Raw genomic sequence first — 26589 nt, 5'->3', positions numbered from 1 at the left:
CTCAACGAAACGTCAGTACGAAGCGCGTGCCGCGCGCGTCGCTCTCGGCATGAACGGTGCCGCCATGCAGTTCCATGATCGTGCGCACGATCGCGAGGCCCAGTCCCGTCGATCCTGGCGACCCTTGCGGCGAACCGGACGAAGGCAAGGAACTGCGCGAGGGATCGACGCGATAGAAGCGGTCGAAGATCCGTTCGAGATGTTCAGGCGCAATCGGCTCGCCTTCATTCGACACCGTGACGCGCACGCCGCCCTCGATCTCATGCGCGTCGAGCACGATCTCCTTGTCTCGTGGCGTATAGCGCAGCGCGTTCGCGAGCAGATTGCCGATGGCGCGGCGGAAGAGTTCGAGATCGGCCGTGAGCATTGCGGCGCCTGTCACACGCACGCGCACGCCGGCGTCTTCCGCGACGCCTTCGAAATACTCGCCGATGCGCGTCAGTTCCTGCACGGCATCGAACACACGCATGTGCTTGACGAACTGCGGATGCTCCGCGCGCGCGAGGAACAGCACGTTCTCGATCATGCGCGACAGACGTTCGCACTCTTCGAGGTTTGATGCGAGCAGCGCTTCGTACTCGTCGACGGAGCGCGTGCGCGCGAGCGCCACTTCCGTCGCGCCGCGCATATTGCTCAGCGGCGTGCGCATGTCGTGCGCGAGATCGGCGGTGAAACGCGACATCTGCTTGAAGCCGTGGTCCATGCGTTCGAGCATCGCGTTGAGCGTCGTCACGAGCGTTTCGAGTTCGCGCGGCACGCGTTTGACGGCAATGCGCGTATTCAGGCGGTTCACGGTGACCTGCGCGGCGCTCGCGGCGATATCGTGTACGGGCCGCATCGCCGCGCGAATGAGCAGGTAGCTGAGCACCGTGGTCAGCAGCACGCCGATGATGCCGTAGATCTTGAGCTGGTCGCGGTACTGATCGAGCAGTTCATAGCGGTCGCTCAGATTGCGCGCGATCAGGATGCTGACCATTTCGCCGTCGCGCAAGGTGACGTCGGTGGCGACGCCGCGTATCGGCGCGCCCGTCTCGTTTCGCCACGCGACGATGTCAGCTTCCGTGATGCGCGCCGCTGCCGGCACGCGCTGAATGGAGCGACCGGTAGCGAGAATCGAACTGTCGCTGGCGGGCATGGGTGTGCCGAGCGTGCTCGTCAGATTGTGCTCGATGGCGAGTTGTCCGTTGGGATCGAACACTTCCATCGACATGCCCGGATTACCCAGCACGATGCTCGTGATCCGGTCGCCATGCTCGCGAATCCCTTTCGATGCATCGATCTCTTCCGCAAGGCGCCGCGCGTGCCGCGCCGCGAGCACGATGCTCATGTCGTCCTGCGAACTGATCTCCTGTTCGAGCGCGCGATAGAGAAAGTTGCCGACCAGCACGAACACGGCGAGCGTCGTCGCCCCGAACGCGAGCGCGAGCGTGGTGGTGATCGAACGGCCGCGCATCAATCCGCTTCCTTGATTTCGAGCACATAGCCGACACCGCGCACCGTATGAATCAGTTTGACGGGGAAGTTGTCGTCGATCTTGCTGCGCAAGCGGCGAATGGCGACTTCGACGACGTTCGTGTCGCTGTCGAAGTTCATGTCCCACACGTACGACGCAATCTGCGTGCGGCTCAGTACTTCGCCATGGCGGCGCGCGAGCAGTTGCAGCAGCGAGAACTCGCGCGGCGTGAGATCGATGCGCGTCGTGCCGCGCTTGACGCGGCGGCGGTTCACGTCCATTTCCAGATCGCCGATGCGGATCAGTTCGCTTTCGCGCGGCGGCCCGCGACGCGCGAGCGTGCGCACGCGAGCGAGCAGTTCGACGAACGCGAAGGGTTTGACGAGGTAATCGTCGGCACCGAGTTCGAGGCCGCGTACGCGGTCGTCGACGTCGTCGCGTGCAGTGAGGAATAGCACGGGTGTGGTGCGCGTGGCGCGCAGTGTCTTTATGACGGTCCAGCCGTCCATCCACGGCAGCATCACGTCGAGGATGATGACGTCGTAGTCTTCCTCCTGCGCGAGGATCAGGCCGTGCGAGCCGTCGTTCGCCACCTCGACAGAATAGCCGGACTCTTCGAGTCCTTTCTTCAGGTAGGCCGCTGTTTTGGGTTCGTCCTCGATGACCAGGATGCGCATCGTTGTGCTCCGCTTTGCTGCTGGATTTTGACGTTTTCAATCATACCGAGATGTGTGTGTGGGCTGATTACATTTCGGTAATGTTTGGGTTTGGTTTGGTTTTGCTGGCATCCGCGCGATGTCATTGGTTCGCAAGCGTTGCCCCTGTGCGGGGCGGCACCTACTTTTCTTTGCCGCCGCAAAGAAAAGTAGGCAAAAGAAAGCGGCTCACACCGCCAGCACGTGTGCTTGTCCACGGGCCCTCAACGTCCCCACACGTCACACGGTAACGCCTTGTTCGTTGCCCGTTGCCAACGCTTCGAATGAACGCCTCACCCACTTCAAACGCCCGCACTTGGGCCAGCGGCAGCGAACGGTATGCGCCGCCCAGGTGGCAAACTGTGTGTAGGTTGTCGCGTCGTATAGCGCGGCGCTCTTACAGGGTGGAACGCATGCGCTATCGGTCCGGAGTGAGGCATATGGAGTCCTTGGGCCTACACACAGTTTGCCACCTGGGCGGCCGTGGACTATCTGGCATGGCACGCTGTGATGCGGGTGCGTGAAGTGGGTGAGGCGTACAGAGAGAACGTTGGCAACGAGCACGAACCAGGGCGTTGCCGTGTGAAGCGTAAGACCCGCTGGGGGCCCTCAGGCAGGAACAAGGATTGGCGGTGTTAGCCGCTTTCTTTTGCCTACTTTTCTTTGCGGCGGCAAAGAAAAGTAGGTGCCGCCCCGCACAGGGGCGACGCGTGCAGCACGTTAACAAAACGCGGATGCCAGCAGCAAACCAGGCGAACCATCCAGCGTCGCAGACAACCAAACGCAGGTGCCGCCCCGCACAGGGGCGACGCGTGCAGCACGCTAACAAAACGCGGATGCCAGCAGCAAACCAGGCGAACCATCACGTCGCAGACAACCAAACGCAGGTGCCGCCCCGCACAGGGGCAACGCGTGCAGCACGTTAAAAAAACGCGGATGCCAGCAGCAAACCAGGCGAACCATCCAGCGTCGCCGACAACCAAAAGCAGGTGCCGCCCCGCACAGCGTCTATGATTGATCTGGCAATACATGCGCGATAGCGCAACAAACGCACACACCCTGCCCACAACTTAGGGAGCGGACATGGATGCAATCCGCACATTGCTCGAATCGCAACCGTTGCTCACCTTGTTCCTCACCGTCGCGCTAGGCTATGTCATCGGCGAGTGCAGCATCAAAGGCGTAGCGCTCGGCTCGGGCGCGGTGCTCTTCGTCGGGCTCGCGATCGGCGGTTTCGCGCCAAAGTCCGCGCCGCCCGCAGTGCTCGGCACGCTGGGGCTGTTGCTGTTTCTCTATGGCATCGGCGTGCAGTACGGCGCGCAGTTTTTCGCCGGTCTGTCGAGTGCCGATGGGCTCAAGGCGAACGCAGCCGCCGTCCTCGGCGTGATCGGCGCAGGCTTCGTGTCGCTTGCACTCGGACCGCTGTTCGGCGTGAAGCTCGATCAGGCGCTCGGCCTGTATGCGGGCGCGGGCACGAGCACGGCAAGTCTGCAGGCGGTGCTTGCCGTGCTGAAGGGCGAAGGCGCCGCCGTCGGTTATAGCGTCGCGTATCCGTTCGGCGTCGCCGGGCCGATCCTGTTTCTCTATCTGCTGAGCATCGCACTGGCGCGCAAGATCGAAGCGCCGCCCGCGCACCTCATGGAGACGGCCGAGATCGCGCTGCGCAACCAGGCGTTCGTCGGCCTCACGTTTCCCGAACTGAAAGCGCGCCTGCCCGCGGGCCTCGGCATCGCGGCCGTGCGGCGCGCACATCACAACCAGCTGCCCGCCGACGATTTCGTCATGCAAACCGACGACGTGCTGCTCGCGACCTCGATGGACCTCGACGAGTTGCGCAAGGCCACCGAAATGCTCGGCGAATTGCACCCCGGACGCATGATGCGTTTCCGCGAAGACCTCGACTATCTGCGCGTGTTCGCATCGAGTCGCATCGTGGTCGGCCGCGCGCTGCGCGATATCCGCTTTCCCGAAGGCATGGTCTGTTCGATCGCGCACGTGCGTCGCGGCGACGCCGACATGCTGCCGAGTCCCGAACTGATACTCGAGTTCGGCGACCGTGTGGGATTGCTGATCGGCCCCGGTCAACGCGACGCCGTGCGCAAGCTGTTCGGCGATTCGATCAAGGGAACGGCGGAGTTGAGCTACATCTCGATCGGCGTCGGCGCGGCGCTGGGCTTGCTGGTCGGCCTGATTCCGCTGCCGATACCCGGTGTCGGCAAGTTGTCGCTCGGGCTTGCCGCGCTGCTGCTGGTCGCGCTCTATCTCGGCAAGATCAGGCGCGTGGGTGGACTCGTCTGGACGATGCCGCTTTCGGCGAATCTCGTGCTGCGCAATTTCGGGCTGACGGTGTTTCTCGCGCAAGTGGGGTTGTCGTCGGGACCGAAGTTCTTTGCGACGATCGGTCTTACGGGCATCTCGTTCCTGCTATATGGCGCGGCGATTCTGATCGCACTGGTGTGCATCACGGCGGCGTGCTGCCTGTGGCTATTTCGCCTGCCGTTCGATGCGACCGTTGGCGTGATCAGCGGCGCGACGGGCAACCCGGCGATCCTCGCGTTCGCAAATCGCATCGCGCCCACCGACCGCCCCGATATCGGCTACGCCATGATCTTTCCGTCGATGACGATCGTGAAAATTCTGTTCGTCGAGATCGCGGCAGTGGTCGTGGGCGGGTGACGGTGCCGCTGGTTTCGCGCTATTGATCTGACGAATACCCCGCAAAAAAGGGCTTTTTGCGAGCATTACGCGCGTGTGTTGCGCAAGCGTGTGTGGCGCCGTCGAGACAGCGTGGTGCATCTCTCTGCATTCTTTACTGGCGGAGCGGGTCGCTCTCGTATCATCAGGTTCGCCGGAAAACTGCCGTAAACATGCAGGAACGCGACAGACGCCACCGCCTCTCGCAGCCTGGGTGTATCGACAGGCGGCGCACCTGGACTTGCTGACCCATTCACGCTGCCGAGCCATGATTCGCCCGCAGGACCTCGCCTCGTTTCGTACTGTTCCCGCCGTGAAGGCTGCGCTGTCGCGCTCGCAGTTCGACGCTTTCTCGCGTCAATTGCCGCTGCTGTATGTGATCCTCGTGGTCAATAGCGTTGCCGTGGCCGCGACGCACGTCGCCGTCGCGCCGGCGTGGCTCGCCATCTGGGTGCCGCTCGCGATGTGCTCGGCCTGCGCGATCCGGCTCGTCGTGTGGGTTAGGCGAAGAAAACACCTCGCGTCGCTGACGGACGAGCAGATCGCGTCGCGGCTCAAGACCACGGTGTGGCTGATCGCATTATTGGGCGTCATCTTCACCGGCTGGGGATTGCTGCTCTTCCCGTATGGCGACCCGTACGCTCGCGCGCATGTTGCGTTCTACATGTCGATTACGGTGATCGGCTGCATTTTCTGTCTGATGCACATGCGCAAGGCCGCGTTGCTGTTGACGGCCATCGTCATCGTGCCGTTCTCGCTGTTCTTTTCGTTGACGCAGAACGGCGTGCTCGTCGCGATTGCGATCAACATGTTGCTCGTTGCTGTCGCGATGATCTTCGTTCTGGTCACCTACTATCGCGACTTTGCGAATCTGGTTGAATCGAAGCATGCATTGCAGGCGAAGCAGGCCGAACTGCAACGGCTGAGCGACGAAAATTCGCGCCTCGCCAATCTCGACATCCTGACAGGGCTGCCGAACCGCCGACGTTTTCTCGCCGATCTCGACGCGCTTTTTCAAACGGCACAGGAAGGGCATGTGCGTTTTGCCGTCGGCGTGATCGATCTCGACGGCTTCAAGCAGGTCAACGATCTGTACGGCCACGGCGCGGGCGACCGTGTGCTCGAAGAGGTGGGCCGGCGGCTGCTCGATGTGTCGGGGCCGCGCATCAGGCTGGCGCGCCTGGGCGGCGACGAGTTCGGCCTGCTGGTGACGGACGTGCGCGAGACGCAGGATCTGCGCGACATCGGCGCGGCGATCTGCGCAACGCTGCGTGCGCCGTATGCGTGGCCTGGCGCGACTGCGCGGCTGTCAGGATCGCTCGGGTTTGCGGTTTATCCCGACGCGGGTCTGTCACCCGCGCAACTGTTCGAGCGTGCGGACTACGCGTTGTACTTCGCGAAGGAGTATCGACGAGGGGGCACGACGATCTTCTCGTCGGAGCATGAAAAGCAGATTCGCGAGTTGGGACAGGTCGAACAGGCATTGCGGCATGCCGACCTCGAGCGCGAGATGACGCTGCATTTTCAGCCAATCGTCGACACGCTGCGCGAACGCGTGGTGTCGTATGAGGCGCTTGCGCGATGGCGCAGTCCGACGCTTGGCGATGTGCCTCCGTCGCTCTTCATCAAGGTTGCTGAACGCAGCGATTTCATTCATTCCGTGACGGCCGCGCTGTTGCGCAAGGTGCTCGCGACGATGCGGGAGTGTGATCCGGCCGTGCGTGTCGCGTTTAATCTGTCTGCGCGGGATATTGGTTCGGCTGAGGCGGTTGAGAACATTGCGGACATGATTCGCGACAGCGGCATCGCGCCCGACCGCTTGACGTTCGAGGTGACGGAGACTGCCGTCATTCAGGATTTCGAGCAGGCGTCTGCTTCGCTCGATGCGTTCAAGCGGCTTGGCGTGCATATTTCGCTCGATGATTTCGGCACGGGGTATTCGAGTCTTACCTGTATTCACCGGCTGCCGCTGGATAAGGTCAAGATCGATCGCGGGTTTCTGGATCGGATTGATAGTGATCCCGCGGCGCGGGATATCGTGCGCAGTATTCTGGAGTTGTGCCGATCGCTTGAGTTGGTATGTGTTGCCGAGGGCGTGCAGACGGAGGCGCAGGCTGATGCGCTGCGGGGGCTGGGGTGCACGGTGATGCAAGGGTTTTTCTTTGGCGAGCCGGCGCCGTTTGAGGAGCAGTCTTTGGAAGTGTGAGGTTTTTTTTGTCTGCGACGCTGGGTGGTTCGCCTTGTTTGCTGCTGGCATCCGCGTTTTGTTAGCGTGCTGCACGCGTCGCCCCTGTGCGGGGCGGCACCTACTTTTCTTTGCCGCCGCAAAGAAAAGTAGGCAAAAGAAAGCGGCTCACACCGCCAATCCTTGTGTTTGCCTGAGGGCTCTCAAAGGGTCTTACGCTTCACACGGCAACCACGTGACCGACGCTCGTTGCCAGCGCTCTTAATTGACGCCTCACCCGCTTCATGTGCCCGCGTCGCGGCACGCACTACCAGATGGTCCGCCGCCGCCCAGGTGGCAAACTGTGTGTAGGCCCTTTGGGCTCCACACGCCTCACTTCGGACCAATAGGGCAAGCGTTCTACCTGTGAGAACGCTAACTTATACGACACGACAACCTACACACAGTTTGCCACCTGGGCGGCGCCCACCATTCGCTGCCGCTGGCCCGGGTACGGGTATTCAAAGCGGGTGAGGCGTTCATTCGAAGCGTTGGCAACGAGCATTAACGAGGGCATTGCCGTGTGAAGGATGGGGACGTTGGGGGCCCGTGGATGAGAACACGGGCTGGCGGTGTGAGCCGCTTTCTTTTGCCTACTTTTCTTTGCGGCGGCAAAGAAAAGTAGGTGCCGCCCCGCACAGGGGCGACGCCTGAAGCACGCTAACAAAACGCGGATGCCAGCAAAAGCACAAGCAAACCAAAACCAAAACGAACGCCAGCGCCGCAAAAGACGCAAAAACACAAAAACACCACCCAGGCAACGCCCGCCCCGAAGGCAAAAATCCCAACCCCTTGAGGGTTTCCCCCATACCCCCTGCCGAAGGCAAATTTGTATGATGACCCTATGACATGGCAAATCCACTGATATGTTCGATAAAATCCCGAGCAGGGCGCTCAGTGACACAGTCGCGCAACAGCTCCTCGCCCAGATCGACAAAGGCACCTTCGCCCGCGGCGGCAAGCTGCCAACTGAGGCCGTGCTGGCACAGGAATTCGGCGTCAGCCGCACAGTCATCCGCGAGGCGATCTCGCGATTAAAGAACGAGGGCGTGGTCGAGCCCCGCCAGGGCAGCGGCGTCTATGTGTCGGCCCACGGCGCGATCCGCCCGCTGCGAATCGACTACGCAGAAGCCATGGAAGGCGGCTCAGTGCTGCAGATCCTCGCCGTGCGCCGCGCAATCGAAGCCGAAGTCGCCGCAGAAGCCGCCATGCGCCGCACCGACGCCGACATGGTGGCCATCGACGCCGTCCTCAAAAAGATCGATGAAGCCGTCGCCGAGGGACGCGACGGTGTCGCCGAAGACGTCGCGTTTCATCGCACGATCGCTGCCGTGACGGGCAATCCGTATTTCCTCAAGACCCTCACGTTCCTCAACCAGTACCTCGAAGCGGGCACCGTCATCACGCGCCGTAACGAAGCGCTGCGTGAAGACTTCTCGCGTCAGGTGCGCGACGAGCACGCGGCAATCGTCGCGGCGATTCGCGCAGGCGATCCGATGGCCGCCCGTAACGCCGCGCAGACACACATGTACAACGCAGCCCGCCGCCTCGCCGAGGCCGGTATCTGCTGATCCACACACGCGTCCGCTCGCGACTCGCGCGAGCCGTCGTCCGAAGCATCGTTCGTAGAGGAAAGGTATGTCCAGAAATGTCGGAGTGATCGGTCTTGGCGCGATGGGAATGGGCGTCGCGCGCTCGCTGCTGCGCGGCGGCTTCAACGTGCATGCTTGCGACGTGCGCCGTGAAGTGCTCGACCAGTTCGTCGCCGATGGCGGCAAGGGTTGCGCCAGTCCCGCCGAACTCGGCGCGCAATGCGACGTCGTCGTCACGCTCGTCGTCAACGCGGCGCAAACCGAAACCGTGCTGTTCGGCGAGCAAGGCGCCATTCGGTCGATGAAGCCCGGCAGCGTCGTGATCGCCTGCGCAACCGTTGCGCCCGACTTCGCCATCGACCTCGGCCGGCGCGTCGAAGCGGCCGGCTTGCAGATGCTCGATGCGCCCGTGTCGGGCGGCGCGGCGCGCGCGGCATCGGGCGAAATGACGATGATGACGTCCGGCCCCGCCGCCGCCTACGCCGCATGCGACGACGTGCTCGCCGCGATGGCGGGCAAGGTCTATCGCCTCGGCGACCAGCATGGCGCGGGCTCGAAGGTGAAGATCATCAACCAGCTGCTCGCGGGCGTGCACATCGCCGCCGCCGCCGAAGCGATGGCGCTCGGCCTGCGCGAAGGCGTGGACCCCGACGCGCTCTACGACGTGATCACGCACAGCGCGGGTAACTCATGGATGTTCGAGAACCGCGTGCCGCACATCCTCAATGGCGACTACACGCCGCTGTCGGCCGTCGATATTTTCGTCAAGGACCTCGGCCTCGTGCTCGATACCGCGCGCCGTTCGAAGTTTCCGCTGCCGTTGTCGGCGGCGGCGCACCAGATGTTCATGATGGCGTCGACGGCAGGGCATGGCGGCGAAGACGATTCCGCCGTGATCAAGATTTTCCCCGGCATCGACGTGCCGCCGAAGCGCTAAGCGGAGCCGAACGAGATGACCACCTCTACCCGCAAGCCCCTGCTCGGCTGTATCGCCGACGACTTCACCGGCGCAACCGATCTCGCGAACATGCTGGTGCGCGGCGGCATGCGCACCGTTCAGACCATCGGCGTGCCCGCTGCCGATACGCGCATCGAAGCCGACGCGCTGGTCGTCGCGCTGAAGTCGCGCACCATCGACGCGGCCGATGCCGTCGCGCAATCGCTCGACGCGCTCGACTGGTTGAGCGCGCAAGGCTGCCGCCAGTTCTTCTTCAAGTACTGCTCGACCTTCGATTCGACCGATAAAGGCAACATCGGCCCCGTCGCCGATGCGCTGCTCGACGCGCTGTCGGCGATCGATGGCAGCACGCCGTTCACGATTGCGTGCCCCGCGTTTCCGGAAAACGGCCGCACGATCTATCGCGGGCATCTGTTCGTCGGCGATGTACTGCTCAACGAATCGGGCATGGAGCATCACCCGCTCACGCCGATGACGGACGCGAACCTCGTGCACGTCTTGCAGCGGCAGACGCAATCGAAAGTCGGTCTGGTGCGCTACGACGCAGTGGCGCAAGGCGCGCAAGCCGTGCGCGCGTCGATCGATGCGCTGCGCCACGACGGCGTGCGCATGGCGATCGCCGATGCCGTGTCGGACGCCGATCTCTACACGTTAGGCGAAGCCTGCGCGGACCTGCCGCTGATTACGGGCGGCTCGGGTGTCGCGCTCGGCTTGCCGGGCAACTTCCGCCGCGCCGGTCTGCTCGACGATGCCGCCGATGCTGGCGAATTGCCGCGTGTCGAAGGCGCGTCGGCGGTGCTGGCGGGCAGCGCGTCGAAAGCGACCAATGCGCAGGTTGCCGCATGGCCCGAAACGCGCCCCGCATTCCGCATCGATCCGTTGGCGGCCGCGCGCGGCGAGCCCGTCGTCGATCAGGCGCTCGCTTTCGCGCGTGAGCATATGAACGCAGCGCAGCCTCAGCCTGTGCTGATCTACGCAACGGCATCGCCGGATGAAGTGAAGGCCACGCAGCGCGAACTCGGCGTCGCGCAAGCCGGGGAACTGGTCGAACGCACGCTGGCTGCGATCGCGCGCGGTCTGCACGATCTCGGGGTGCGCAAGTTCGTCGTCGCGGGCGGCGAGACATCGGGTGCCGTGGTGCAGGCGCTCCGCGTCGAAATGCTGCGCATCGGCAAGCAGATCGATCCCGGCGTGCCGGCAACCGCGACCATCGGCGCTGAGCCGCTCGCGCTCGCGCTCAAGTCGGGCAACTTCGGCGCCGTCGATTTCTTCGAGAAGGCGCTGCGTCAACTCGACGGAGGCGCGCAATGACGCTCGCTATCCACACGGGCAACGAAGCGAAAGTCCGCGAAGAAATCTGCGTAACGGGCGCGAGCCTGTACGAGCGCGGCTATACAGTCGGCAGCGCGGGCAACATCAGCGCGCGCCTCGATGACGGTTGGCTGATTACGCCGACGGACGCGTGTCTCGGCCGTCTCGACCCCGCGCAGATCGCGAAGGTCGATCTCGAAGGCAACGCGGTTTCCGGAGGCAAGCCGTCGAAAACGCTCGCGCTGCACCGCGGCGTCTACGAGCGCAACCGCGAAACGCGCGGCATCGTGCACACGCATTCGACGCATCTCGTCGCGCTGACGCTCGCGGGCGTCTGGAACGACGCCGACGTGCTGCCGCCCATCACGCCGTACTACGTGATGAAGGTCGGCCACATTCCGCTGATCCGCTACCGTCGTCCCGGCGATCCGCAAGTCGCGCAGCAGATCGCAGCGCTCGCGGAAAGCGTGCGCGGCGTGCTGCTCGAACGACTCGGGCCTGTCGTGTGGGAGAGGTCGGTATCGCAAGCGTCGTACGCGCTCGAAGAGCTGGAAGAAACGGCGCGCTTGTGGCTGATGACGAACCCGCGTCCCACGCCGCTCGACGAAGCCGCGCTCGAGGAGTTGCGCACGGTGTTCGGCGCGCGCTGGTGAATCGCTCGCACGCGTAGAGGCTCAACGGTTCGCGAACGAACGTCGCGGGCCATCCGCATGACCAACCAGGCAAAAAGCCGGAGGACCGACCGCCATGAAGCGGGCGGCCAACAACCGGCGCCATCCGAAGGAGACAGTGCATGACAAGCTTTCAGGCGGCATCCGCACGCCCCGCATCCACCGCCGACGCAGCCGGCCAGCCGGGCGCGGCTGAAATCGAACGCACCTACGGCAAGGTGTTCTGGCGCATCGTGCCGTTCCTGATGCTGTGTTACGTGGTCGCGTATCTGGATCGCGTCAACGTCGGTTTTGCGAAGCTGCAGATGTCGCAGGATCTCGCGTTCAGTGAAACCGTGTTCGGCCTCGGCGCGGGTGTGTTCTTCGTCGGCTACTTCCTGTTCGAATTGCCGAGCAATATCCTGATGCACAAGCTCGGCGCGCGAATCTGGATTGCGCGGATCATGATCACGTGGGGCGTGATGTCCGCGCTCTTCGTATTCGTGAAGACGCCCGCGCAGTTCTACGCGCTGCGCTTTCTGCTCGGTCTTGCCGAAGCCGGTTTCTATCCGGGCGTGATCCTGTATCTGACCTACTGGTTTCCGTCGCATCGTCGCGCGAAGATCATCGCGGTGTTCATGTCGGCGATTCCCGTGTCGGGCATTTTCGGTAATCCGCTGTCGGGCTGGATCATGCAAAGCTTCGATTCGCATCACGGCTTCGCGGGCTGGCAATGGATGTTCGTGATCGAAGCGGTGCCCGCCATCGCGATCGGCATCGCGACCATTCTGTATCTCGACAACGGGATCGCCAGCGCGAAATGGTTGACGCCGCGCGAGAAAAAACTGCTCGCCGATGAAATCGCCGCGCAGCCGCAAGAAAAAGCGAAGTCGCATTCCGTGGGCGCCGTGTTTCGCGATCCGCGTACGTGGTGGATGTCGCTGATTTACTTCGCGTTCGTCACGGGTCAATATGGGTTGACGTTCTGGATGCCGACACTCGTCAAATCGACGGGCGTAACGGGCGCGTTCAAGATCGGCCTGCTGAGCGCGATTCCGTTTCTGGTCGCGATCGTCGTGATGAACGTGATGGGCCGCAGCGCGGACAAGTATCGCGAACGCCGCTGGCATCTGATCGGCCCGGCGCTCGCGGGTGCAGTCGGTTTCACGGTCGCGGCTTCGTTCGCGGACAACACGGTGGTATCGATCGCGTTCCTGTCGATCGCGGCAGCGGGCGTGCTGACCTGTGCGCCGCTCTTCTGGTCGCTGCCGACGGCGTTCATGTCGGGCGCGACGGCGGCGGCGGGTATTGCGATCATCAATTCGATCGGCAATCTGGCGGGTTTCGCGAGCCCGTACATGATCGGCTATCTTAAGGACCTCACGCACAGCACGCAGTCGGGCATGTACGTGCTCGCCGCGATGCTCGTGATCGGCGCGCTTGCCACCTGGCTGACGCCCGCGCGGCTCGTGAACCGCTAATCGCGCTTTAAAAGGAGTTGCTTCGATGCCTCGCTTCGCCGCCAATCTGACGATGATGTACAACGAACACGCGTTTCTCGACCGTTTCGCCGCCGCGGCGCGCGATGGCTTCGAGGCCGTAGAGTTCCTGTTCCCCTATGACTTTCCGGCCGCCGATCTGAAGGCGCGTCTGACCGAGAACGGTCTCACGCAGGCGCTGTTCAACGCGCCGCCCGGCGACTGGGCGGCGGGCGAGCGCGGCATCGCGTCGTTGCCGGGCCGCGAGGACGAGTTTCGCCGCAGCGTCGATACCGCGCTCGAATATGCGCGCGTGCTCGGCAACGACAAGCTGCATGTGATGGCCGGCTTGATCAAGCCCGAGCAATCGCGCGCCGCGCATCGCGAGGTGTATTTGAAGAACCTCGCATATGCGGCGAAAGCCGCGCAGGCGGACGGCATTACCGTCGTCATCGAGCCGATCAACACGCGCGATATTCCCGGCTTCTTTCTGAACCGGCAGGACGATGCGCAGGCGATCTGCGCGGAAGTCGGCGCGGCGAACCTGAGAGTGCAATTCGATCTTTACCACTGCCAGATCGTCGAAGGCGATCTTGCCGTGAAGCTCAAGCGTGACATCAAGGGTATCGGTCATATCCAGGTTGCGGGCGTGCCCGAGCGGCACGAGCCGGATATCGGCGAAGTGAACTATCCGTATCTGTTCTCGCTGATCGATGAACTGGGTTACGACGGCTGGATCGGCTGCGAATACCGGCCGCGCGCGGCCACGTCCGATGGGCTGGGATGGATCAGGCCGTACGTGAAGGCACGCAGCTAAGGTGGTACCTGAGCGCGTTCGACAGACACACTGAGGATTAACAGGAACATGAAAGTACTGATCACGGGCGGCGCGGGATTTCTCGGCCAGCGTCTTGCACGCGAACTGCTCGCGCGCGGCGAACTGAAGGGCACAGACGGACAGCGTCAGCCGATTACCGAACTGGTGTTGCTCGACGTCGTCGCGGCGCAGGGTCCGAAAGACGAACGTGTGCGCGTCGAAGTCGGCGACATTGCCGAGCGCAGCGTGCTCGAACGCGTGATCGATGACAAGACGGCGGCGATCTTCCATCTTGCGGCGATCGTCAGCGGCCAGGCGGAAGCCGATTTCGAGCTTGGCATGCGCATCAATCTGGACGCATCGCGGTTGCTGCTCGATGTGTGCCGCGCGCGCGGGCATCGGCCGCGTGTTCTGTTCACGAGTTCGGTTGCCGTCTACGGCGGCGATTTGCCGGATGTCGTGCTCGATGAAACCGCGCTCAATCCACAGTCGTCGTATGGTGCACAGAAGGCGGGCGCCGAGCTGCTGCTCAACGACTACGCACGGCGCGGCTTCGTCGATGGCCGCGTGCTACGCCTGCCGACCATCAGCGTCCGGCCGGGCAAGCCGAATGCAGCGGCGTCGTCGTTTGCGAGCGGCATCATTCGCGAGCCGCTCACTGGCGAAGCCGCTGTGTGCCCCGTGAGCGGCTCGACGCGCCTGTGGCTGCTGTCGCCGCGCAAGGCGATCGAGTGTCTGATAGCGGGAAGCGAGATCGACAGCGCGGCGTTGGGCAATCGCCGCACCGTGAACCTGCCGGGCGTGTCGGTGACGGTCGACGAAATGGTCGCGGCGCTGCGCGAGGTGGCGGGCGATGCCGTCGCGGCGCGCATCGAATGGAAAGCGGATGAGCGTGTCGAGAAGATCGTCGGCAGCTGGCCCGCGCGATGGGATGTATCGCGCGCGACGCAGCTTGGGCTGCATGGCGATGCGTCGTTCAAGGACATCGTCCGCGCTTTCATCGACGACGAACTCGGCGGGAAGGTTCCGCAGCACTGAGTTCAACGGGAGCGTGCGTTCGCTCCCATTACCCTGCGCGCATCGGCTTCTATAATCGGACGATCCACTCACACCGAGGGAATCTGATGCGGCGCAGCGCGATTCTCCTGATCGTTTTTCTGACCGCGTGCAGCGCAACCGTCAAGCCGACGCTGACGAACGGCCGCGACGGCGCGGTGATTTCCTGCGACGGACTGCTCTATAGCTGGAAGATCTGCGAAAGGGCGGCGAGGAAATCATGTCCGGGCGGCTACGACGTGGTGGATCGCCAGGAAAGCAGAAACCACACCGACTACGGCAGCTATCCGACGCGCAAGCTCGTAGTGAGCTGCAAACAGTACTAGCGCGTGTCACCTAGCGCGTGTCACGCATCGCGCTATTCGAAACCGTGGCAGACCCACGAGACTCCACGCGCGACGCGCCCGATTTCTTCTTCTCCACCAGCGGCTTCTTCGATCTGAACCGGTCGCGATAGTCAGCCGGGTTGATCTGCAGCCGGCGATGGAAGGTCCTGCGAAACCCGTCGGTGTCTTCGAAGCCGCAGCGTTGTGCGATTTCCCGCAGCGAGAGATCTGTGGCTTCGAGAAAGCGTCGCGCGGCGTCGATGCGTGCATTGGCGAGAAACGTCATCGGCGTGATGCCGCATTCCTTCGCGAAGAGCCGCGACAGGTTGCGCGCGCTCATGTGCACGCGTTCGGCGAGCGACGTCACCGTATGGTCTACATGCAGGTTGTCGAGCATGAGCTGCTGCAGCGCGACCATCTGCGAGCCCGGCGACGCCTGCGTCTCCAGCAGCGGGCTGAATTGCGATTGCCCGCCCGCGCGCCGCAGATAGACGATCAGATACTTCGCGACATCGAGCGCCATCTGGCGGCCGAAGTCGTCTTCGATCATGGCGAGCGACAAATCGATGCCTGCCGTCACGCCCGCCGTCGTGTAGATGTTGCCGTCCTGCACGAAGATGTGATCCGGTTCGATCCTCGCCTTTGGAAAGGTCGCGGCGAGGCGCGGCACGTCCATCCAGTGCGTCGTCACCACCTTGTTGTCGAGCAGGCCGGCGGCGCCGAGCGCAAACAGCCCGTTGCAGATCGCCGATACGCGGCGGCAATGCCTGTGCTGCGTCTTGAGCCAGCCGCTCAGCGCCGGGTCGTCGAACGCGTCGAAGATGCCGAGGCCGCCGGGCACGATGATCGTGTCGAACTCGGGGCACACGTCGAAGATCGTGCGGTCGGGCATCGTGCTCAAGCCGCTCGACGATTGCACTGCGCCGCGCGTCGTGCCGACCGTCAGCATTTCGTATTCGCACTCGCCCTTGCTCAGTATCTTCACTTCGGCGAACGCGTCCCTCGGCCCGGCGATATCGAGCAGCTGGAAACCGGGAAAGACAAGCATGCCGACCTTGATGCGTTTCATCGCGAGTGTCCGAATCCGCTGGAAGACGGGCGCCCGCGTGGGCGGGCGGCTCGAATGGTTAGTCTATACGGCAATGCCCGACGCGTCCGGGCGGTCAAAAAGCCTGCGTTGCCGGGCTCGTGTCGCGTGCAGTGCGGCGCGCGGGCGAGTCCGCGAATCCGGTGCGTTCGGCGAGCACGCCGAACAGCGCGCCTAGCGTGGTCCAGATCACGGCCTGCATGCCGATCGCGGCGACGCGGAATTTCCACAGCAGCGTGGCAGGGAAAGCGGCCGGGACTTCGTCGATAGCGGGCAACGCTGCAAGCACGACGGCCAGCATCACGACGAAGGCGAGCAGCCCCGCCAGCGCGCCGTTCCATGCGCCGAAGCGACGCGCGGCGATGCTGCGCACGTTGAGCGACAGCACCATGATCGCGACCGAGATCGCAATCGTCAGAAAGAACAGCCCCGTGCGATAGCCGATCGTCTCCGGATCGCCGACGGATGGCGGGTTGGCGGGATACTTGAGATTCGGCACGACGACGAGCGCAACGAACGCACCGAGCGCGAGCCACGCGGCGAGCGGCCGTGCGCCGAGCGTGCCGACGCGTCCCCATGCCCACGCAAAGGTCAGCGCGAAAAGCCCGCCAAACGCCGCACCGTACGCGACGACGCCCGTCAGCAAGCCGAGGCCGGCTTGCGTGTCGCGGCTCACCAGTTCGGGTTCGTGCGCGTCGCCTTCCATCGCGTGCGTGTGTTCCTCGAAGGCGATCGCGCGATCGACCTGCGGCTCGCCCGCCACGCGCGCGAATCCAAACGCGATCAACCCCGCGACGACGCCCGCGAGCATGCCGCGCATCAACAGCTTGCCGACCATGATCGTCTCCTCGTCAGTGGCAGGGAAAACCGAGCAGATGGCGCCCGTCGTGCACGAACTCGTGCACGTACATACCCGGCACGAGCGACGTCGCGCCTTCCTCTGCGCCGACGAAGTACAGCACCAGCAGCATCAGCAGGCCGCCGAACACGATCCACGGCAACAGCTCGCGCAATGGAATGGGCGTGAGCGCGTCTACGGGTTGGAGCACAGCATCGTTCATGAAAGACCTCTTGAGTGAATGAATGATTAGTCAGGATGTGCGGCTCATGATTGAGCCGCCACGCGCCGCGCCGTGATGACTCGCTGAAGTTCGTCGCGCGACAGCACGCCGCTGGCTTCGACCACGTTCAACAGCGCTTCGAGAAAACGTTCGTAGTAGTCCCAGCGCGGCTGGTTCTCGCAATCGATCGTTTCCCACTTCGCAATCGACGCAATCAGGCTCTGTCGAAAGACTTCCCATTCGAAGCAACCCGCTTTCGACAGCGACAGCGCGAGCCCGAACACGTCGCGTTCCCAGCGGTTGGTGAAGAACAGCTTGCCGTCCAGACGCGGCGGCGAGTCCGGCGTGCCGAGCATCGATGCCGCGGCGTATTCCTCGAAGCGCGTAAACATCGCGTGGTCCTCAGGCTGCGGGCGCGGCGACGAGCGCGACGCCCATCATCGATTCCGGCGTGACGAGCGCGGCGAGTTCTTCTTCGCTCAGATGCTCCGTGTTCGCCGGGCGCTCCGGCACGACGAACCAGCGGATCTGCGCGCTGCTGTCCCACACCTTCACTTCTTTCTCCGCGGGTACGGTCACGCCGAATTCCTGCAGCACGGCGCGCGGCTCGCGCACGCCGCGCGCGCGAAACACGGGGTCCTTGTACCAGTACGGCGGCAGGCCGAGCACGGGCCACGGATAACACGAGCACAGCGTGCAGATGATCAGGTTGTGCACGTTGCTGTCGTTGGCGACGGCGGCCATATGCTCGCCTTCCGCCCCCGCCATGCCGAGCGGCAGCGAAAGCTCGGCGATCGCTTTGGGTGTGTCTTCGACGAGCCGCTGCTTGTACGCGGGATCGACCCACGCGTGCGCGACGATTTTCGCGCCGTTGAACGGGCCTGCCATCGTCTCGAAGTGCGCGAGGACGGCATCGACGGAATCGCTGCCTATCACGCCTTTCTCGATCAGCAGCGCTTCGAGTGCGCGGACCTTGGCGGCGCTCGACGCTTCGCGGTCTTCCGGATATTCGAACATTGGGGTCATGCTGGTCTCGCTGTCGGTTTAGTTGGCCGGCTGCACGTAGGCTTCGTACAGATCCGCGTAGAGGGTGGTGTTGGCTTCGCTTTTGCCTTCGCCCCAGATGTCGGCGGTGTCGAAGGCGATCCGGTAGACGGGCATCGGCTCTCCTATGCCGTCTACGCCCGTCGATACGAAGTACGAGAACGCGCCCGGATAGACGAGATCGACGGTGCCCGTCTTGTTGCGCAGATAGCCGGGCAGACGCGTGTGATCGACGGCGTCGGGGTCGGCGATGCGCACCGTGTCACCTTTCGTGAAGCGGGCTGCGCGCTCGAGCGTGTGATAACCCGAATCGCCGTTTTGCAGATACGCATCGACCTGCGCGGCAAGGGCCGTGTCCGGCTTGTCCGGCAAGGTGGCATCCGGGCTCGCGCGATAGTGCGCCGTCTTCTGCGCGAGTTCTTCCGCCGTGATGTAGCCCTGATCGACGAAGAACTGCGAAATGCCGCCTAGCCACTTCTCGTAATAGCGGTACTTGAAGTAATCGAATGGCTGCATGTCTTCGGCGCCCGTGCGTAGCGACGCCCACGTCCAGTCGTTCCTGAACGTGGTCGGCAGTTGATCGACCGGATAAGGATGCGGCGCGTTCGCCAGATGCGCGCTCTCGGCCATCATCACGGTATGAATGCCGAAGATGCGCTTTTCCCACGGCTCGACGAAAACGCGCGTCTCGGTGCTGACAGGGCCGAGGTTTTCGATGCCGCCAAGGTGATGCTGTAATTTCACGGTTCGCTCCGCAGAGTGGTGAAAAGAGATTTAGCTGAGCCGATGCTCGCGCTTGAGTGCGAGCGCTTCGCCCACGACTTCCGATACGAAGCCGAACACTGCGCCTGTCACGAGCGCAGTAGCGGCGACGAGCGCAGGATTGCCGATACCCGCCGTCGTGATGGCCTTGCCGGTGGCGACGGTCGTGCCGACTGTCGATGCAAAACCCCACACGATTGCGGGCAATACGTCGAGCAGCTTGAGCTTCGACGCCTGCACCATTGCCGCGCTGCCGATGCCGACCAGTACCGCGACCGCGAGTGCGCTGCCGCTCGTCGTCGCAATGCACAGCAGCGTCAGCGATGCAATCACGAGCCCGGTCAGATTCGACGCAACGCTCTTGACGAAGCCTGCGCGTCCGCCGCCCAGCACGAAGAACGACGCCCAGGCGATGAACGTCACCCAGACGGGAACGGGAAGCAGGGTTCCCGTGAGCCATGTGTCGGCGACAGCAAGAACGCCGATGCTCAATGTGTACGCCTCAGGCTTTTTCATGTTCGTGCTCCTTCAGGGAAGTTGAGTGAAAGGGTTGATGCATGCAACTCAATAGACCTTCGCGCATCCGCTCGGCGTCGATGTTTCTGCCGATCATCACGAAGCGGTTCTCGCGGCGTTCATCGCGCGACCATGCCTTGCCGAACTTCGCATCGAGCAGCATGTGCACGCTGTGGAAATGCAGCCGCCGCGCTTCGTCGTGCAGATTGAGCACGCCTTTCATGCGCAGCAGTTGCTGGCCGTCGGTCTGCACGAGCCGGTTGATCCAGCCGTTGAAGCGCGTTGCGTCGAGCGCGCCCGGCACGACGAACGCGCACGACGCGATCGTGTCGTCGTGCTCGTGGTCATGGCCGGCTTCGTCGAGCAGATCGGGTTCGACGGCGAGCAGGTTGTCGAGCGAAAAGCTGCGCACGCCGAGGAGTGAATCGATGGCGACGGCCGAGTGATTCGCGAAGTCGAGCTGCGCGGTCGGATTGAGCTGGCGGATACGTTCGACCAGCGCATCGACCGCTTGCGGCGAAGCGATGTCGGTCTTGTTGACGATGATCCGGTCGGCGAACACGACCTGTTCTCTTGCGATGTCGTCGTCGAGTTGTGCGTTCGCGTGCAACGCGTCGATCACGGCGACAACCGATTCCAGTTCGACGCGCTCTCGCACGTCGGGATCGGCGAGAAAGGTCTGCAATACGGGCGCAGGATCGGCAAGCCCCGAGGTCTCGACGATCAGCCGCTCCAGCCGGTCACCGAAGCGCGCGAGCAGATCGCGCACGCTGGCGACGAGATCGGTGCGCACGGTGCAGCACACGCAGCCGTTGTTGATTTCGATGACGGCTTGTTCGTCGGCGACGATCAACTGGCCATCGATGCCCACTTCTCCGAACTCGTTCACGACGATGCCGATCTGCATCGGCCGCGTCGAATCGAGGATGTGGTTGACGAGTGTCGTCTTGCCGGCGCCGAGAAAGCCGGTCACTACTGTCACAGGGATTTTCTTGAGTCGCATCGCGGTCGTCCTTGGCGCTTGCCTCGCGGCGGTGCGCAGGTTGAGAACACACGATTCTTAGCGACTTCCAGGCCGAATTTTCACGGCTGTCTTCGGGACGACCATAGTTGGCAGGAATATGCGGCTCGGCCTGCCGGATTTGCCGGAACGGTGACGGACGGACAGAACGCCAGGTAGACGGTGCTATCGACGATGGGGCGCGGGTGATCGCAAACGGTGCGGGATATGCATCGAAGCGTGCGGTGGCGACGCGGTGGGGCGTACGGCTGCAGAGCAGCGCGGTGCAGGTTGTCCAATCGCAGAGCAGCGGACCGTCGTGCCCGCGGCAACGATGTCGGCTCGGTCACGTTATGCGAAGTCCGCATACCTGCATGCATGACCAGCATCATCTTTTTTTTGGTTATCCCTACCATCCGTTCTGATTCTGGCGCGCTGTTTGGCCAACATCGCTCCAGGCCTTTCCCTGCGTACTGCGGACGGATCGCAACCCTGCTTTCACGACCCGGTGGCGTACATGCTCGATGGAAGGCACAGCTCATCGGTCGGCGACGGTAACGCGCTTTGCTCGATCGTAGTCAGGCCGATGAATCCAGTTTAATGCCATCACGGCTTCTTACTCATTCACACACGATCATGAACACACTATCCCGACTCGCTTTTGCGCCAGGCCGTACCGTGAGTGCTCTGCTGGTCGCTGCGTGCGTAGCGCTTCCCGTCTGCTCGACATTCGCGGTAGCCGCCGAGTCCAATGCGGATCAGTCGAACACCGTCAATAGCCAGAACAAAAAACTGCCACGCATCGTGGTGCTTGCGACGGGCGGGACGATATCCGGAACGGCGGACGCGCGTTCAGCCATCGGTTACAACTCCGGCGAGAGAACCGGCCAGCAGTTGCTCAAGGATGTTCCTGGAATCGGAAAGTTTGCGACGATCACTGCCGAACAGGTTTCGAACGTCGGCTCGCAAGACATGAACGACGGGATCTGGTTTCAGCTGGCCAAACGCATCGATGAGATCTTCGATCGCGGTGAGGCGGATGGTGTCGTGATAACGCATGGTACGGATACGATGGAGGAGACCGCCTTCTTCCTGAAGAACGTCTTGCATTCTCGCCGGCCGGTGGTTCTTGTCGGGTCCATGCGTCCGGGTGGCGTTGTGGGCGCCGATGGTCCGAATAACCTTCTCGAAGCCGTTGAGGTTGCGGCGAGTCCTCAGTCGCAGGGGCGCGGCGTGATGGTGGTCATGAACGATACGATCCACGACCCGCGCTGGCTCACCAAAACGAACACCACCTCCGTTCAGACATTGCTGTCGCCGAACGCCGGTCCAACAGGGTTTGTCGATCCGGCATCGATCCGGTTCGTCACGCCCGTAACGGACTCGCGTCAGTCGCCTTATACGCTGCCCGCCGCCGGACAGTTGCCCCGCGTCGATATCGTGTACGCGCACAGCAATATGGATGCGTCACAGATCGACCATGCAGTCGCCGACAATGCGAAAGGGATTGTGATTGCAGGCGTAGGCGACGGCGACGTATCGAAGGCGGCGCTGGCTGCCATGGAGCGGGCCGCGAAGATGGGGATTGTCGTGGTTCGCGCTTCACGCGTCGGAACGGGCTTCGTGAACCGGAATGTGGAGGTCGACGATGACAAGAGCGGCTTTGTCGCGTCTCTTGATCTCAATCCGCAAAAGGCTCGTGTGCTGACGCAATTGCTGATCGCGAACGGCATCACGACACCCGCTAAAGTGCAGCAGGCGTTTTCTGCAACGTACTGACATCGACAGACTGATGTGAACATACTGCAGCATCCGCAACCGGTCCTGTGAAGGCTTTGACGAAGCGAGCGGGACCGGGCTGGGACCGGCCGGTTTCGCGCAGGAACGCAAACGGGCGAGAGGTAGAATGCCCGGGTCCCACAAGGCTACCCACTCGCTATGGAAATCAAGTGGATCGAGGACTTCATCGCCCTCGCTCAGTACCAGAGCTTCTCACGCGCTGCAGAATTCCGGAACGTGACCCAATCCGGATTCAGCAGGCGAATTCAGTCTCTCGAGCAATGGGTTGGCGCGGAACTGATCGACCGCAGCAGCTTCCCTCCCGTCTTGACACCTGCAGGGCAACTATTCCGCGAAGTCGCCGATGACGTCCTGAACAAGCTCTTCGATACCCGCGCCATCATACGTACCGAGCAACGCATCGCCGGCAAGAGCCTGCAGATTGCAGCCGGGCACACGATCGCGCTGAGTTTCCTGCCTTCGTGGCTCAAGCATCTTTCGACTCATCTTGGAGAGGTGCGCGCACGCGTGGTGCCCACCAATGTGCATGACTCGATCCTGATGCTGGTGAACGGCAACTGCGAGTTGATGTTCGCGTACCACCACCCCGAACTACCGCTGCATCTCGATCCTGTGAAGTATGAACACGTCACGGTCGGTATCGACACGCTGATGCCTGCCAGCAGGCCGAACCCGCGTCTGGCTCCATTGTTTCGCCTGCCGGGGACGACGAAGCAGCCCTTGCCTCACATTTCGTACACGGAAACGAGCTACTTCGGACGTTGTCTTGCGCTGCTGCTCAGCCGGGCCTCCGATACCCCGGCATTGCGGCTGCACTATGAATCGGACATGGCCGAAGTGCTCAAGAAACTCGTGATGGAAGGCGAAGGAATCGCGTGGCTGCCGAAGAGCGCGATCGCTGCCGAACTCGATGAGGGCGAACTGGTTCCCGCCGGGCCGTCTGCGTGGAATCTGGAGATCGAGCTTCGCGTCTACCGCGATGCATCCAATCGCAATGAGTTTCTGGATACGCTCTGGCAGCATCTTCGTGCCGTTTCACCCGTGACGGGCTAGGGTTTTCCCGCCTTATGCGAATTTCGCATGCCCGCATGCAGCACTTGCATTCACGTCTTTTTGACCATCTCTACCATCCGTTCTGATTCTGGTGCGACGTGTGGCCGACGTCGCGTCAGACCTCTTCCAGCGCATTGCAGTCACCTTGCGATTGCATTGCGTCACTCAAGGACGGATGGACATGAAAAATCGCCTTACTCTGAATATTGCCGCCGGGATGGTGCTCGGGGTCGTTGCCGGCTATGTGTGTCACACGAGCTTGTCCGACCCGGCGACGGTCAAGGTCGTGGCCGGTTATTTCTCGATCGTCACGGACATCTTTCTGCGGCTCATCAAGATGATCATCGCGCCGCTGGTCTTCGCGACCCTCGTGTCCGGACTGGCCGGGATGGACAGCGGGCAGGACGTAGGCCGTATCGGCCTGCGCTCGGTGGGCTGGTTCATCTGTGCATCCTTGCTGTCGCTGAGTCTGGGTCTGGTGCTGGCCAATCTGCTGCAGCCGGGCGCTGGACTGCATCTGGTCGAGAATGCCGGTGAGGTGAGCACCGGGCTCAATACGTCGGCATTGAACGTCAAGGACGTTATCACGCACGCGTTTCCGACCAGTCTGCTGGATGCGATGGCGCGCAACGACATCCTGCAGATTCTGGTGTTCTCGATCTTTCTTGGACTTGCGCTCAGTGCGTTGAAGAAAGATGAACGCGTGATGATCGTCATCAAGGCCATCGACGGGATGGTGCCCGTCATGCTGCGCCTGACCAACTATGTGATGCGCGCCGCGCCGTTGGGCGTGTTCGGGGCCATTGCTTCGGCGGTGACACTGCGGGGCGTCGACGTGCTCTACACCTACGGCAAGCTGATTGGCTCTTTCTATCTGGGATTGGCGCTATTGTGGGCGATTCTGACGGGCATTGGCTACGTGTTCCTCGGCCGTCGCGTCGGTACGTTGCTCAGAGCTGTGCGAGAGCCGGCGATGATCGCCTTCTCGACGGCCAGCAGTGAGGCAGCCTATCCCCGCCTGACGGAGCAGCTGGAGAAGTTCGGCGTCGACAAGAAGGTCGTCGGTTTTACGTTGCCGCTGGGCTATGCGTTCAATCTGGACGGTTCGATGATGTATCAGGCGTTTGCCGCGATCTTCATCGCGCAGGCCTTCGGCGTCGACATGCCCGTATCGCAGCAGATCTTCATGTTGCTGGTGCTGATGCTGAGCAGCAAGGGCATGGCCAGTGTGCCGCGCGGTTCGGTCGTCGTCGTCGCTGCGGTCGCGCCGATGTTTCATCTGCCGGCTGCAGGCGTGGCAATGGTGCTCGCCATCGACCAGATCCTCGATATGGGACGCACGATGACCAATGTCATCGGCAACAGCGTAGCGACAGCCGTCATTGCCAAGTGGGAAGGCCGCCGGCAGAGCGAGCCTGCCGACCCGTCGCTGTTCGAGCAGGCGGAGGTCGGAGCGAAATGACGCCCGGGATCGTCGAGAACAGGCGCAAGTACGGTATCGTCGGCGGCCTCGGGCCGCTGGGAAGCGCCGACGTGTTCTTCAAGCTCGTAAAGGCGATGCCGCCTTCAACGGATGCCGAGCACGCCGATCTGATTTTCCAGCAGCATCCGTTCAGGAGTTCGGGCGTGGGCAGCGCCGCCACGACCGAGCGCAAGCTCTACATCTTCAACATGATCCGTGATTTTGAAAAGCGGGGCGTGACGACAGTCGTGCTTCCTTGCTTTCTCAGTCACACCTTCATCGATGAACTGAAATCGAACACGACGCTGCAGATCGTCGATATGGTCGAAGCGGTGCGTCACCACGTCCGCAGACGATTTCGCGGAGCGCGCCGGATAGGTGTTCTCGCGTCGGACTACACGCGGGAGAAACGGCTGTTCGAGCGTTACTTCGCTTCACCGGAGTTCGAGGTTGTCCACCCGCGCATGAGCGAGGGCATCGACCTCGTCACCGAAGCGGTGTATGGCCCGGAAGGCATCAAGAGCGGTCATCTGCGCGGACGTCCGGTTGAACTGCTGCAAGACGCTTGCGTGGATCTCATCGAGCAAGGCGTCGACGTCATCGTTCCGGGCATGACCGAGATCGCGCTCGTCGCGGATGAAATCCGTCAGCTGAGCGTGCCGCTGGTCGATTCCAGCTTCGTGTACGCCCAGCACGTCGTGTCGGGCCAATACGACCCGCCCTCGGGTGTTTTCAAGGTCGGGGTCGTGGGCGGCGTCGGCCCTGCTGCGACGATCGATTTCCTTGACAAGATCGTGCGCAACACACCGGCTCAACGGGACCAGGATCACATCAGGCTGCTCGTCGAACAGAACCCGCAGATTCCCGATCGTACCGAGAACCTGATCGGCGACGGCGCGGATCCGACGGTGTCGCTGTACGCAACGTGCAAGCGGCTGGAGGAGGGCGATGCCGACATCATCGCCATTCCGTGCAATACCGCTCACGCGTTTGTCGAACGCATCCAGCCGTACCTCGGCATCCCCATCGTGAACATGCTGACGGAAACGGTCCGCTATCTGCGCGAGTCCTACCCGGCGCAACGCGAGATCGGCGTGCTCGCCACCTCAGGCACGATTGCGAGCGGGGTCTATGAAAAAGCGCTCGAATCGCAAGGGCTTCGCCAGGTCGCGCCCGGCCCCGCACTCCAGGCGCGCGTGATGGAAGCGATCTACGGCACGGACGGCGTCAAGGCAGGGTTCACGACGGGACAGTGTCAGGAAGACATCGCCGCTGCCGTCGAAGGCCTCATTGCTGAAGGTGTCGAAGTCATCGTGCTGGGCTGCACCGAACTCCCGCTTCTTCTTCCACAGAGTGAGTTCGCAGGCAGAAACGGCGCTCGCGCGAGGCTGATCGATCCGACCGACGTGCTTGCCCGGCAGTGCATTGCCTACGCGACGGCGGCCAGCGAGTCACCTGCCAGCAAGAGCACGAGGTAAAGCCAATCCTGTCGACCCGATGAGCCCATTGCGCTGTTGCATCGGGCGTCATCGGACCCTTCCCGACACGCT

24 protein-coding genes are annotated in these 26589 nt (G+C 62.7%); 14 read left to right on the top strand and 10 right to left on the bottom strand.

All coding sequences use genetic code 11. The features are described 5' to 3' along the window. Nucleotide 1: 1 nt before the first annotated feature. Both PPGU16_RS23520 and PPGU16_RS23515 read right to left on the bottom strand, forming a co-directional pair. Nucleotides 2–1453, bottom strand: coding sequence for a heavy metal sensor histidine kinase (locus tag PPGU16_RS23520; protein ID WP_180722813.1), 1452 nt, complete (start codon nt 1451–1453; stop codon nt 2–4). Further along, nucleotides 1453–2130 carry a heavy metal response regulator transcription factor gene (locus PPGU16_RS23515; RefSeq protein WP_180722812.1) on the bottom strand — a complete coding sequence of 226 codons (678 nt, stop codon included), beginning with the start codon at nt 2128–2130 and terminating at the stop codon, nt 1453–1455. The genes PPGU16_RS23520 and PPGU16_RS23515 overlap by 1 nt, the downstream gene beginning before the upstream one ends. Before the next feature lie 1101 nt (nt 2131–3231). On the opposite strand from PPGU16_RS23515, the gene PPGU16_RS23510 reads away from it, so the two are divergent. The 10 genes from PPGU16_RS23510 to PPGU16_RS23465 all read left to right on the top strand — a co-directional run bounded on the left by PPGU16_RS23510 (nt 3232) and on the right by PPGU16_RS23465 (nt 15254). Next, nucleotides 3232–4824 carry an aspartate-alanine antiporter-like transporter gene (locus PPGU16_RS23510; protein ID WP_180722811.1) on the top strand — a complete coding sequence of 531 codons (1593 nt, stop codon included), beginning with the start codon at nt 3232–3234 and terminating at the stop codon, nt 4822–4824. Between the two features lie 286 nt (nt 4825–5110). Further along, complete coding sequence (locus PPGU16_RS23505) at nt 5111–7048, top strand: putative bifunctional diguanylate cyclase/phosphodiesterase (protein ID WP_180722810.1); 1938 nt, start codon at nt 5111–5113, stop codon at nt 7046–7048. Nucleotides 7049–7932: 884 nt separating this feature from the next. Beyond that, nucleotides 7933–8637 carry a FadR/GntR family transcriptional regulator gene (locus tag PPGU16_RS23500; protein WP_180722809.1) on the top strand — a complete coding sequence of 235 codons (705 nt, stop codon included), beginning with the start codon at nt 7933–7935 and terminating at the stop codon, nt 8635–8637. 67 nt (nt 8638–8704) lie between these two features. Further along, complete coding sequence (gene ltnD / locus PPGU16_RS23495; protein WP_180722808.1) at nt 8705–9595, top strand: L-threonate dehydrogenase; 891 nt, start codon at nt 8705–8707, stop codon at nt 9593–9595. Nucleotides 9596–9610: 15 nt separating this feature from the next. Further along, on the top strand, nt 9611–10927 hold the full coding sequence (gene otnK / locus PPGU16_RS23490; RefSeq protein WP_180722807.1) for a 3-oxo-tetronate kinase: 1317 nt from the start codon (nt 9611–9613) through the stop codon (nt 10925–10927). Continuing rightward, nucleotides 10924–11580, top strand: coding sequence for a 3-oxo-tetronate 4-phosphate decarboxylase (otnC, locus tag PPGU16_RS23485; RefSeq protein ID WP_180722806.1), 657 nt, complete (start codon nt 10924–10926; stop codon nt 11578–11580). The genes otnK and otnC overlap by 4 nt, the downstream gene beginning before the upstream one ends. 140 nt (nt 11581–11720) lie before the next feature. Then, nucleotides 11721–13058, top strand: coding sequence for an MFS transporter (locus PPGU16_RS23480; protein WP_180722805.1), 1338 nt, complete (start codon nt 11721–11723; stop codon nt 13056–13058). A gap of 25 nt (nt 13059–13083) precedes the next feature. Then, complete coding sequence (gene otnI, locus PPGU16_RS23475) at nt 13084–13872, top strand: 2-oxo-tetronate isomerase (RefSeq protein WP_180722804.1); 789 nt, start codon at nt 13084–13086, stop codon at nt 13870–13872. A gap of 48 nt (nt 13873–13920) precedes the next feature. Continuing rightward, nucleotides 13921–14910, top strand: a complete 990-nt coding sequence (denD, locus tag PPGU16_RS23470) for a D-erythronate dehydrogenase (protein ID WP_180722803.1) — start codon at nt 13921–13923, stop codon at nt 14908–14910. An 86-nt stretch (nt 14911–14996) separates the two neighbouring features. Then, a complete protein-coding gene (locus PPGU16_RS23465; RefSeq protein WP_180722802.1) occupies nt 14997–15254 on the top strand; it encodes a hypothetical protein in 258 nt (85 codons plus the stop codon). Nucleotides 15255–15264: 10 nt separating this feature from the next. Here PPGU16_RS23465 and PPGU16_RS23460 read toward each other — a convergent pair whose 3' ends face one another. From PPGU16_RS23460 to PPGU16_RS23425, 8 genes are all read right to left on the bottom strand, one after another. Then, nucleotides 15265–16323 (bottom strand): GlxA family transcriptional regulator, encoded by a 1059-nt coding sequence (locus PPGU16_RS23460; RefSeq protein WP_180722801.1) that lies wholly within the window; start codon nt 16321–16323, stop codon nt 15265–15267. A gap of 94 nt (nt 16324–16417) precedes the next feature. After that, nucleotides 16418–17179 carry a CbtA family protein gene (locus PPGU16_RS23455; protein WP_180722800.1) on the bottom strand — a complete coding sequence of 254 codons (762 nt, stop codon included), beginning with the start codon at nt 17177–17179 and terminating at the stop codon, nt 16418–16420. Between the two features lie 13 nt (nt 17180–17192). After that, nucleotides 17193–17402 carry a CbtB domain-containing protein gene (locus PPGU16_RS23450; protein WP_054932953.1) on the bottom strand — a complete coding sequence of 70 codons (210 nt, stop codon included), beginning with the start codon at nt 17400–17402 and terminating at the stop codon, nt 17193–17195. Nucleotides 17403–17446: 44 nt separating this feature from the next. Further along, the gene (locus PPGU16_RS23445) at nt 17447–17794 is read right to left on the bottom strand and encodes a nitrile hydratase accessory protein (RefSeq protein ID WP_180722799.1); all 348 of its coding nucleotides are present in this window, start codon (nt 17792–17794) and stop codon (nt 17447–17449) included. A 10-nt stretch (nt 17795–17804) separates the two neighbouring features. Further along, nucleotides 17805–18428, bottom strand: coding sequence for a nitrile hydratase subunit alpha (nthA, locus tag PPGU16_RS23440; RefSeq protein WP_180722798.1), 624 nt, complete (start codon nt 18426–18428; stop codon nt 17805–17807). A gap of 18 nt (nt 18429–18446) precedes the next feature. Next, the gene (gene nthB / locus PPGU16_RS23435; protein ID WP_180722797.1) at nt 18447–19190 is read right to left on the bottom strand and encodes a nitrile hydratase subunit beta; all 744 of its coding nucleotides are present in this window, start codon (nt 19188–19190) and stop codon (nt 18447–18449) included. 30 nt (nt 19191–19220) lie between these two features. Next, complete coding sequence (locus PPGU16_RS23430) at nt 19221–19724, bottom strand: DUF1097 domain-containing protein (RefSeq protein WP_180722796.1); 504 nt, start codon at nt 19722–19724, stop codon at nt 19221–19223. Further along, on the bottom strand, nt 19711–20727 hold the full coding sequence (locus tag PPGU16_RS23425) for a CobW family GTP-binding protein (protein ID WP_180722795.1): 1017 nt from the start codon (nt 20725–20727) through the stop codon (nt 19711–19713). The genes PPGU16_RS23430 and PPGU16_RS23425 overlap by 14 nt, the downstream gene beginning before the upstream one ends. A 675-nt stretch (nt 20728–21402) precedes the next feature. Between PPGU16_RS23425 and PPGU16_RS23420 the strand changes: the two genes are divergently transcribed. The 4 genes from PPGU16_RS23420 (at nt 21403) to cuyB (ending at nt 26517) form a co-directional block, all read left to right on the top strand. Next, the gene (locus tag PPGU16_RS23420) at nt 21403–22503 is read left to right on the top strand and encodes an asparaginase (protein ID WP_180722794.1); all 1101 of its coding nucleotides are present in this window, start codon (nt 21403–21405) and stop codon (nt 22501–22503) included. Nucleotides 22504–22662: 159 nt separating this feature from the next. Then, nucleotides 22663–23577 (top strand): LysR substrate-binding domain-containing protein, encoded by a 915-nt coding sequence (locus PPGU16_RS23415; RefSeq protein ID WP_180722793.1) that lies wholly within the window; start codon nt 22663–22665, stop codon nt 23575–23577. Nucleotides 23578–23758: 181 nt separating this feature from the next. After that, nucleotides 23759–25039, top strand: a complete 1281-nt coding sequence (locus tag PPGU16_RS23410; protein WP_180722792.1) for a dicarboxylate/amino acid:cation symporter — start codon at nt 23759–23761, stop codon at nt 25037–25039. Next, nucleotides 25036–26517: a cysteate racemase gene (cuyB, locus tag PPGU16_RS23405; RefSeq protein WP_180722791.1), complete on the top strand. Its 1482-nt coding sequence runs from the start codon at nt 25036–25038 to the stop codon at nt 26515–26517. The genes PPGU16_RS23410 and cuyB overlap by 4 nt, the downstream gene beginning before the upstream one ends. Nucleotides 26518–26589: the final 72 nt, after the last annotated feature.

It is taken from the genome of Paraburkholderia largidicola (genome assembly GCF_013426895.1).
GTDB classification, from domain to species: domain Bacteria; phylum Pseudomonadota; class Gammaproteobacteria; order Burkholderiales; family Burkholderiaceae; genus Paraburkholderia; species Paraburkholderia largidicola.
This window is presented reverse-complemented; position numbering and strand designations above follow the sequence as displayed.

Bases quoted from the DNA above. Each gene is read 5' to 3' on its own strand.
- PPGU16_RS23520 (WP_180722813.1), bottom strand. From the start codon at position 1,453: ATGCGCGGCCGTTCGATCACCACCACGCTCGCGCTCGCGTTCGGGGCG.
- denD (WP_180722803.1), top strand. From the start codon at position 13,921: ATGAAAGTACTGATCACGGGCGGCGCGGGATTTCTCGGCCAGCGTCTT.
- otnI (WP_180722804.1), top strand. From the start codon at position 13,084: ATGCCTCGCTTCGCCGCCAATCTGACGATGATGTACAACGAACACGCG.
- PPGU16_RS23450 (WP_054932953.1), bottom strand. From the start codon at position 17,402: ATGAACGATGCTGTGCTCCAACCCGTAGACGCGCTCACGCCCATTCCA.
- PPGU16_RS23505 (WP_180722810.1), top strand. From the start codon at position 5,111: ATGATTCGCCCGCAGGACCTCGCCTCGTTTCGTACTGTTCCCGCCGTG.
- PPGU16_RS23500 (WP_180722809.1), top strand. From the start codon at position 7,933: ATGTTCGATAAAATCCCGAGCAGGGCGCTCAGTGACACAGTCGCGCAA.
- PPGU16_RS23515 (WP_180722812.1), bottom strand. From the start codon at position 2,130: ATGCGCATCCTGGTCATCGAGGACGAACCCAAAACAGCGGCCTACCTG.
- PPGU16_RS23425 (WP_180722795.1), bottom strand. From the start codon at position 20,727: ATGCGACTCAAGAAAATCCCTGTGACAGTAGTGACCGGCTTTCTCGGC.
- PPGU16_RS23445 (WP_180722799.1), bottom strand. From the start codon at position 17,794: ATGTTTACGCGCTTCGAGGAATACGCCGCGGCATCGATGCTCGGCACG.
- PPGU16_RS23480 (WP_180722805.1), top strand. From the start codon at position 11,721: ATGACAAGCTTTCAGGCGGCATCCGCACGCCCCGCATCCACCGCCGAC.
- cuyB (WP_180722791.1), top strand. From the start codon at position 25,036: ATGACGCCCGGGATCGTCGAGAACAGGCGCAAGTACGGTATCGTCGGC.
- PPGU16_RS23455 (WP_180722800.1), bottom strand. From the start codon at position 17,179: ATGGTCGGCAAGCTGTTGATGCGCGGCATGCTCGCGGGCGTCGTCGCG.
- PPGU16_RS23510 (WP_180722811.1), top strand. From the start codon at position 3,232: ATGGATGCAATCCGCACATTGCTCGAATCGCAACCGTTGCTCACCTTG.
- otnC (WP_180722806.1), top strand. From the start codon at position 10,924: ATGACGCTCGCTATCCACACGGGCAACGAAGCGAAAGTCCGCGAAGAA.
- otnK (WP_180722807.1), top strand. From the start codon at position 9,611: ATGACCACCTCTACCCGCAAGCCCCTGCTCGGCTGTATCGCCGACGAC.
- nthA (WP_180722798.1), bottom strand. From the start codon at position 18,428: ATGACCCCAATGTTCGAATATCCGGAAGACCGCGAAGCGTCGAGCGCC.
- PPGU16_RS23430 (WP_180722796.1), bottom strand. From the start codon at position 19,724: ATGAAAAAGCCTGAGGCGTACACATTGAGCATCGGCGTTCTTGCTGTC.
- PPGU16_RS23410 (WP_180722792.1), top strand. From the start codon at position 23,759: ATGAAAAATCGCCTTACTCTGAATATTGCCGCCGGGATGGTGCTCGGG.
- PPGU16_RS23415 (WP_180722793.1), top strand. From the start codon at position 22,663: ATGGAAATCAAGTGGATCGAGGACTTCATCGCCCTCGCTCAGTACCAG.
- ltnD (WP_180722808.1), top strand. From the start codon at position 8,705: ATGTCCAGAAATGTCGGAGTGATCGGTCTTGGCGCGATGGGAATGGGC.
- PPGU16_RS23465 (WP_180722802.1), top strand. From the start codon at position 14,997: ATGCGGCGCAGCGCGATTCTCCTGATCGTTTTTCTGACCGCGTGCAGC.
- PPGU16_RS23460 (WP_180722801.1), bottom strand. From the start codon at position 16,323: ATGAAACGCATCAAGGTCGGCATGCTTGTCTTTCCCGGTTTCCAGCTG.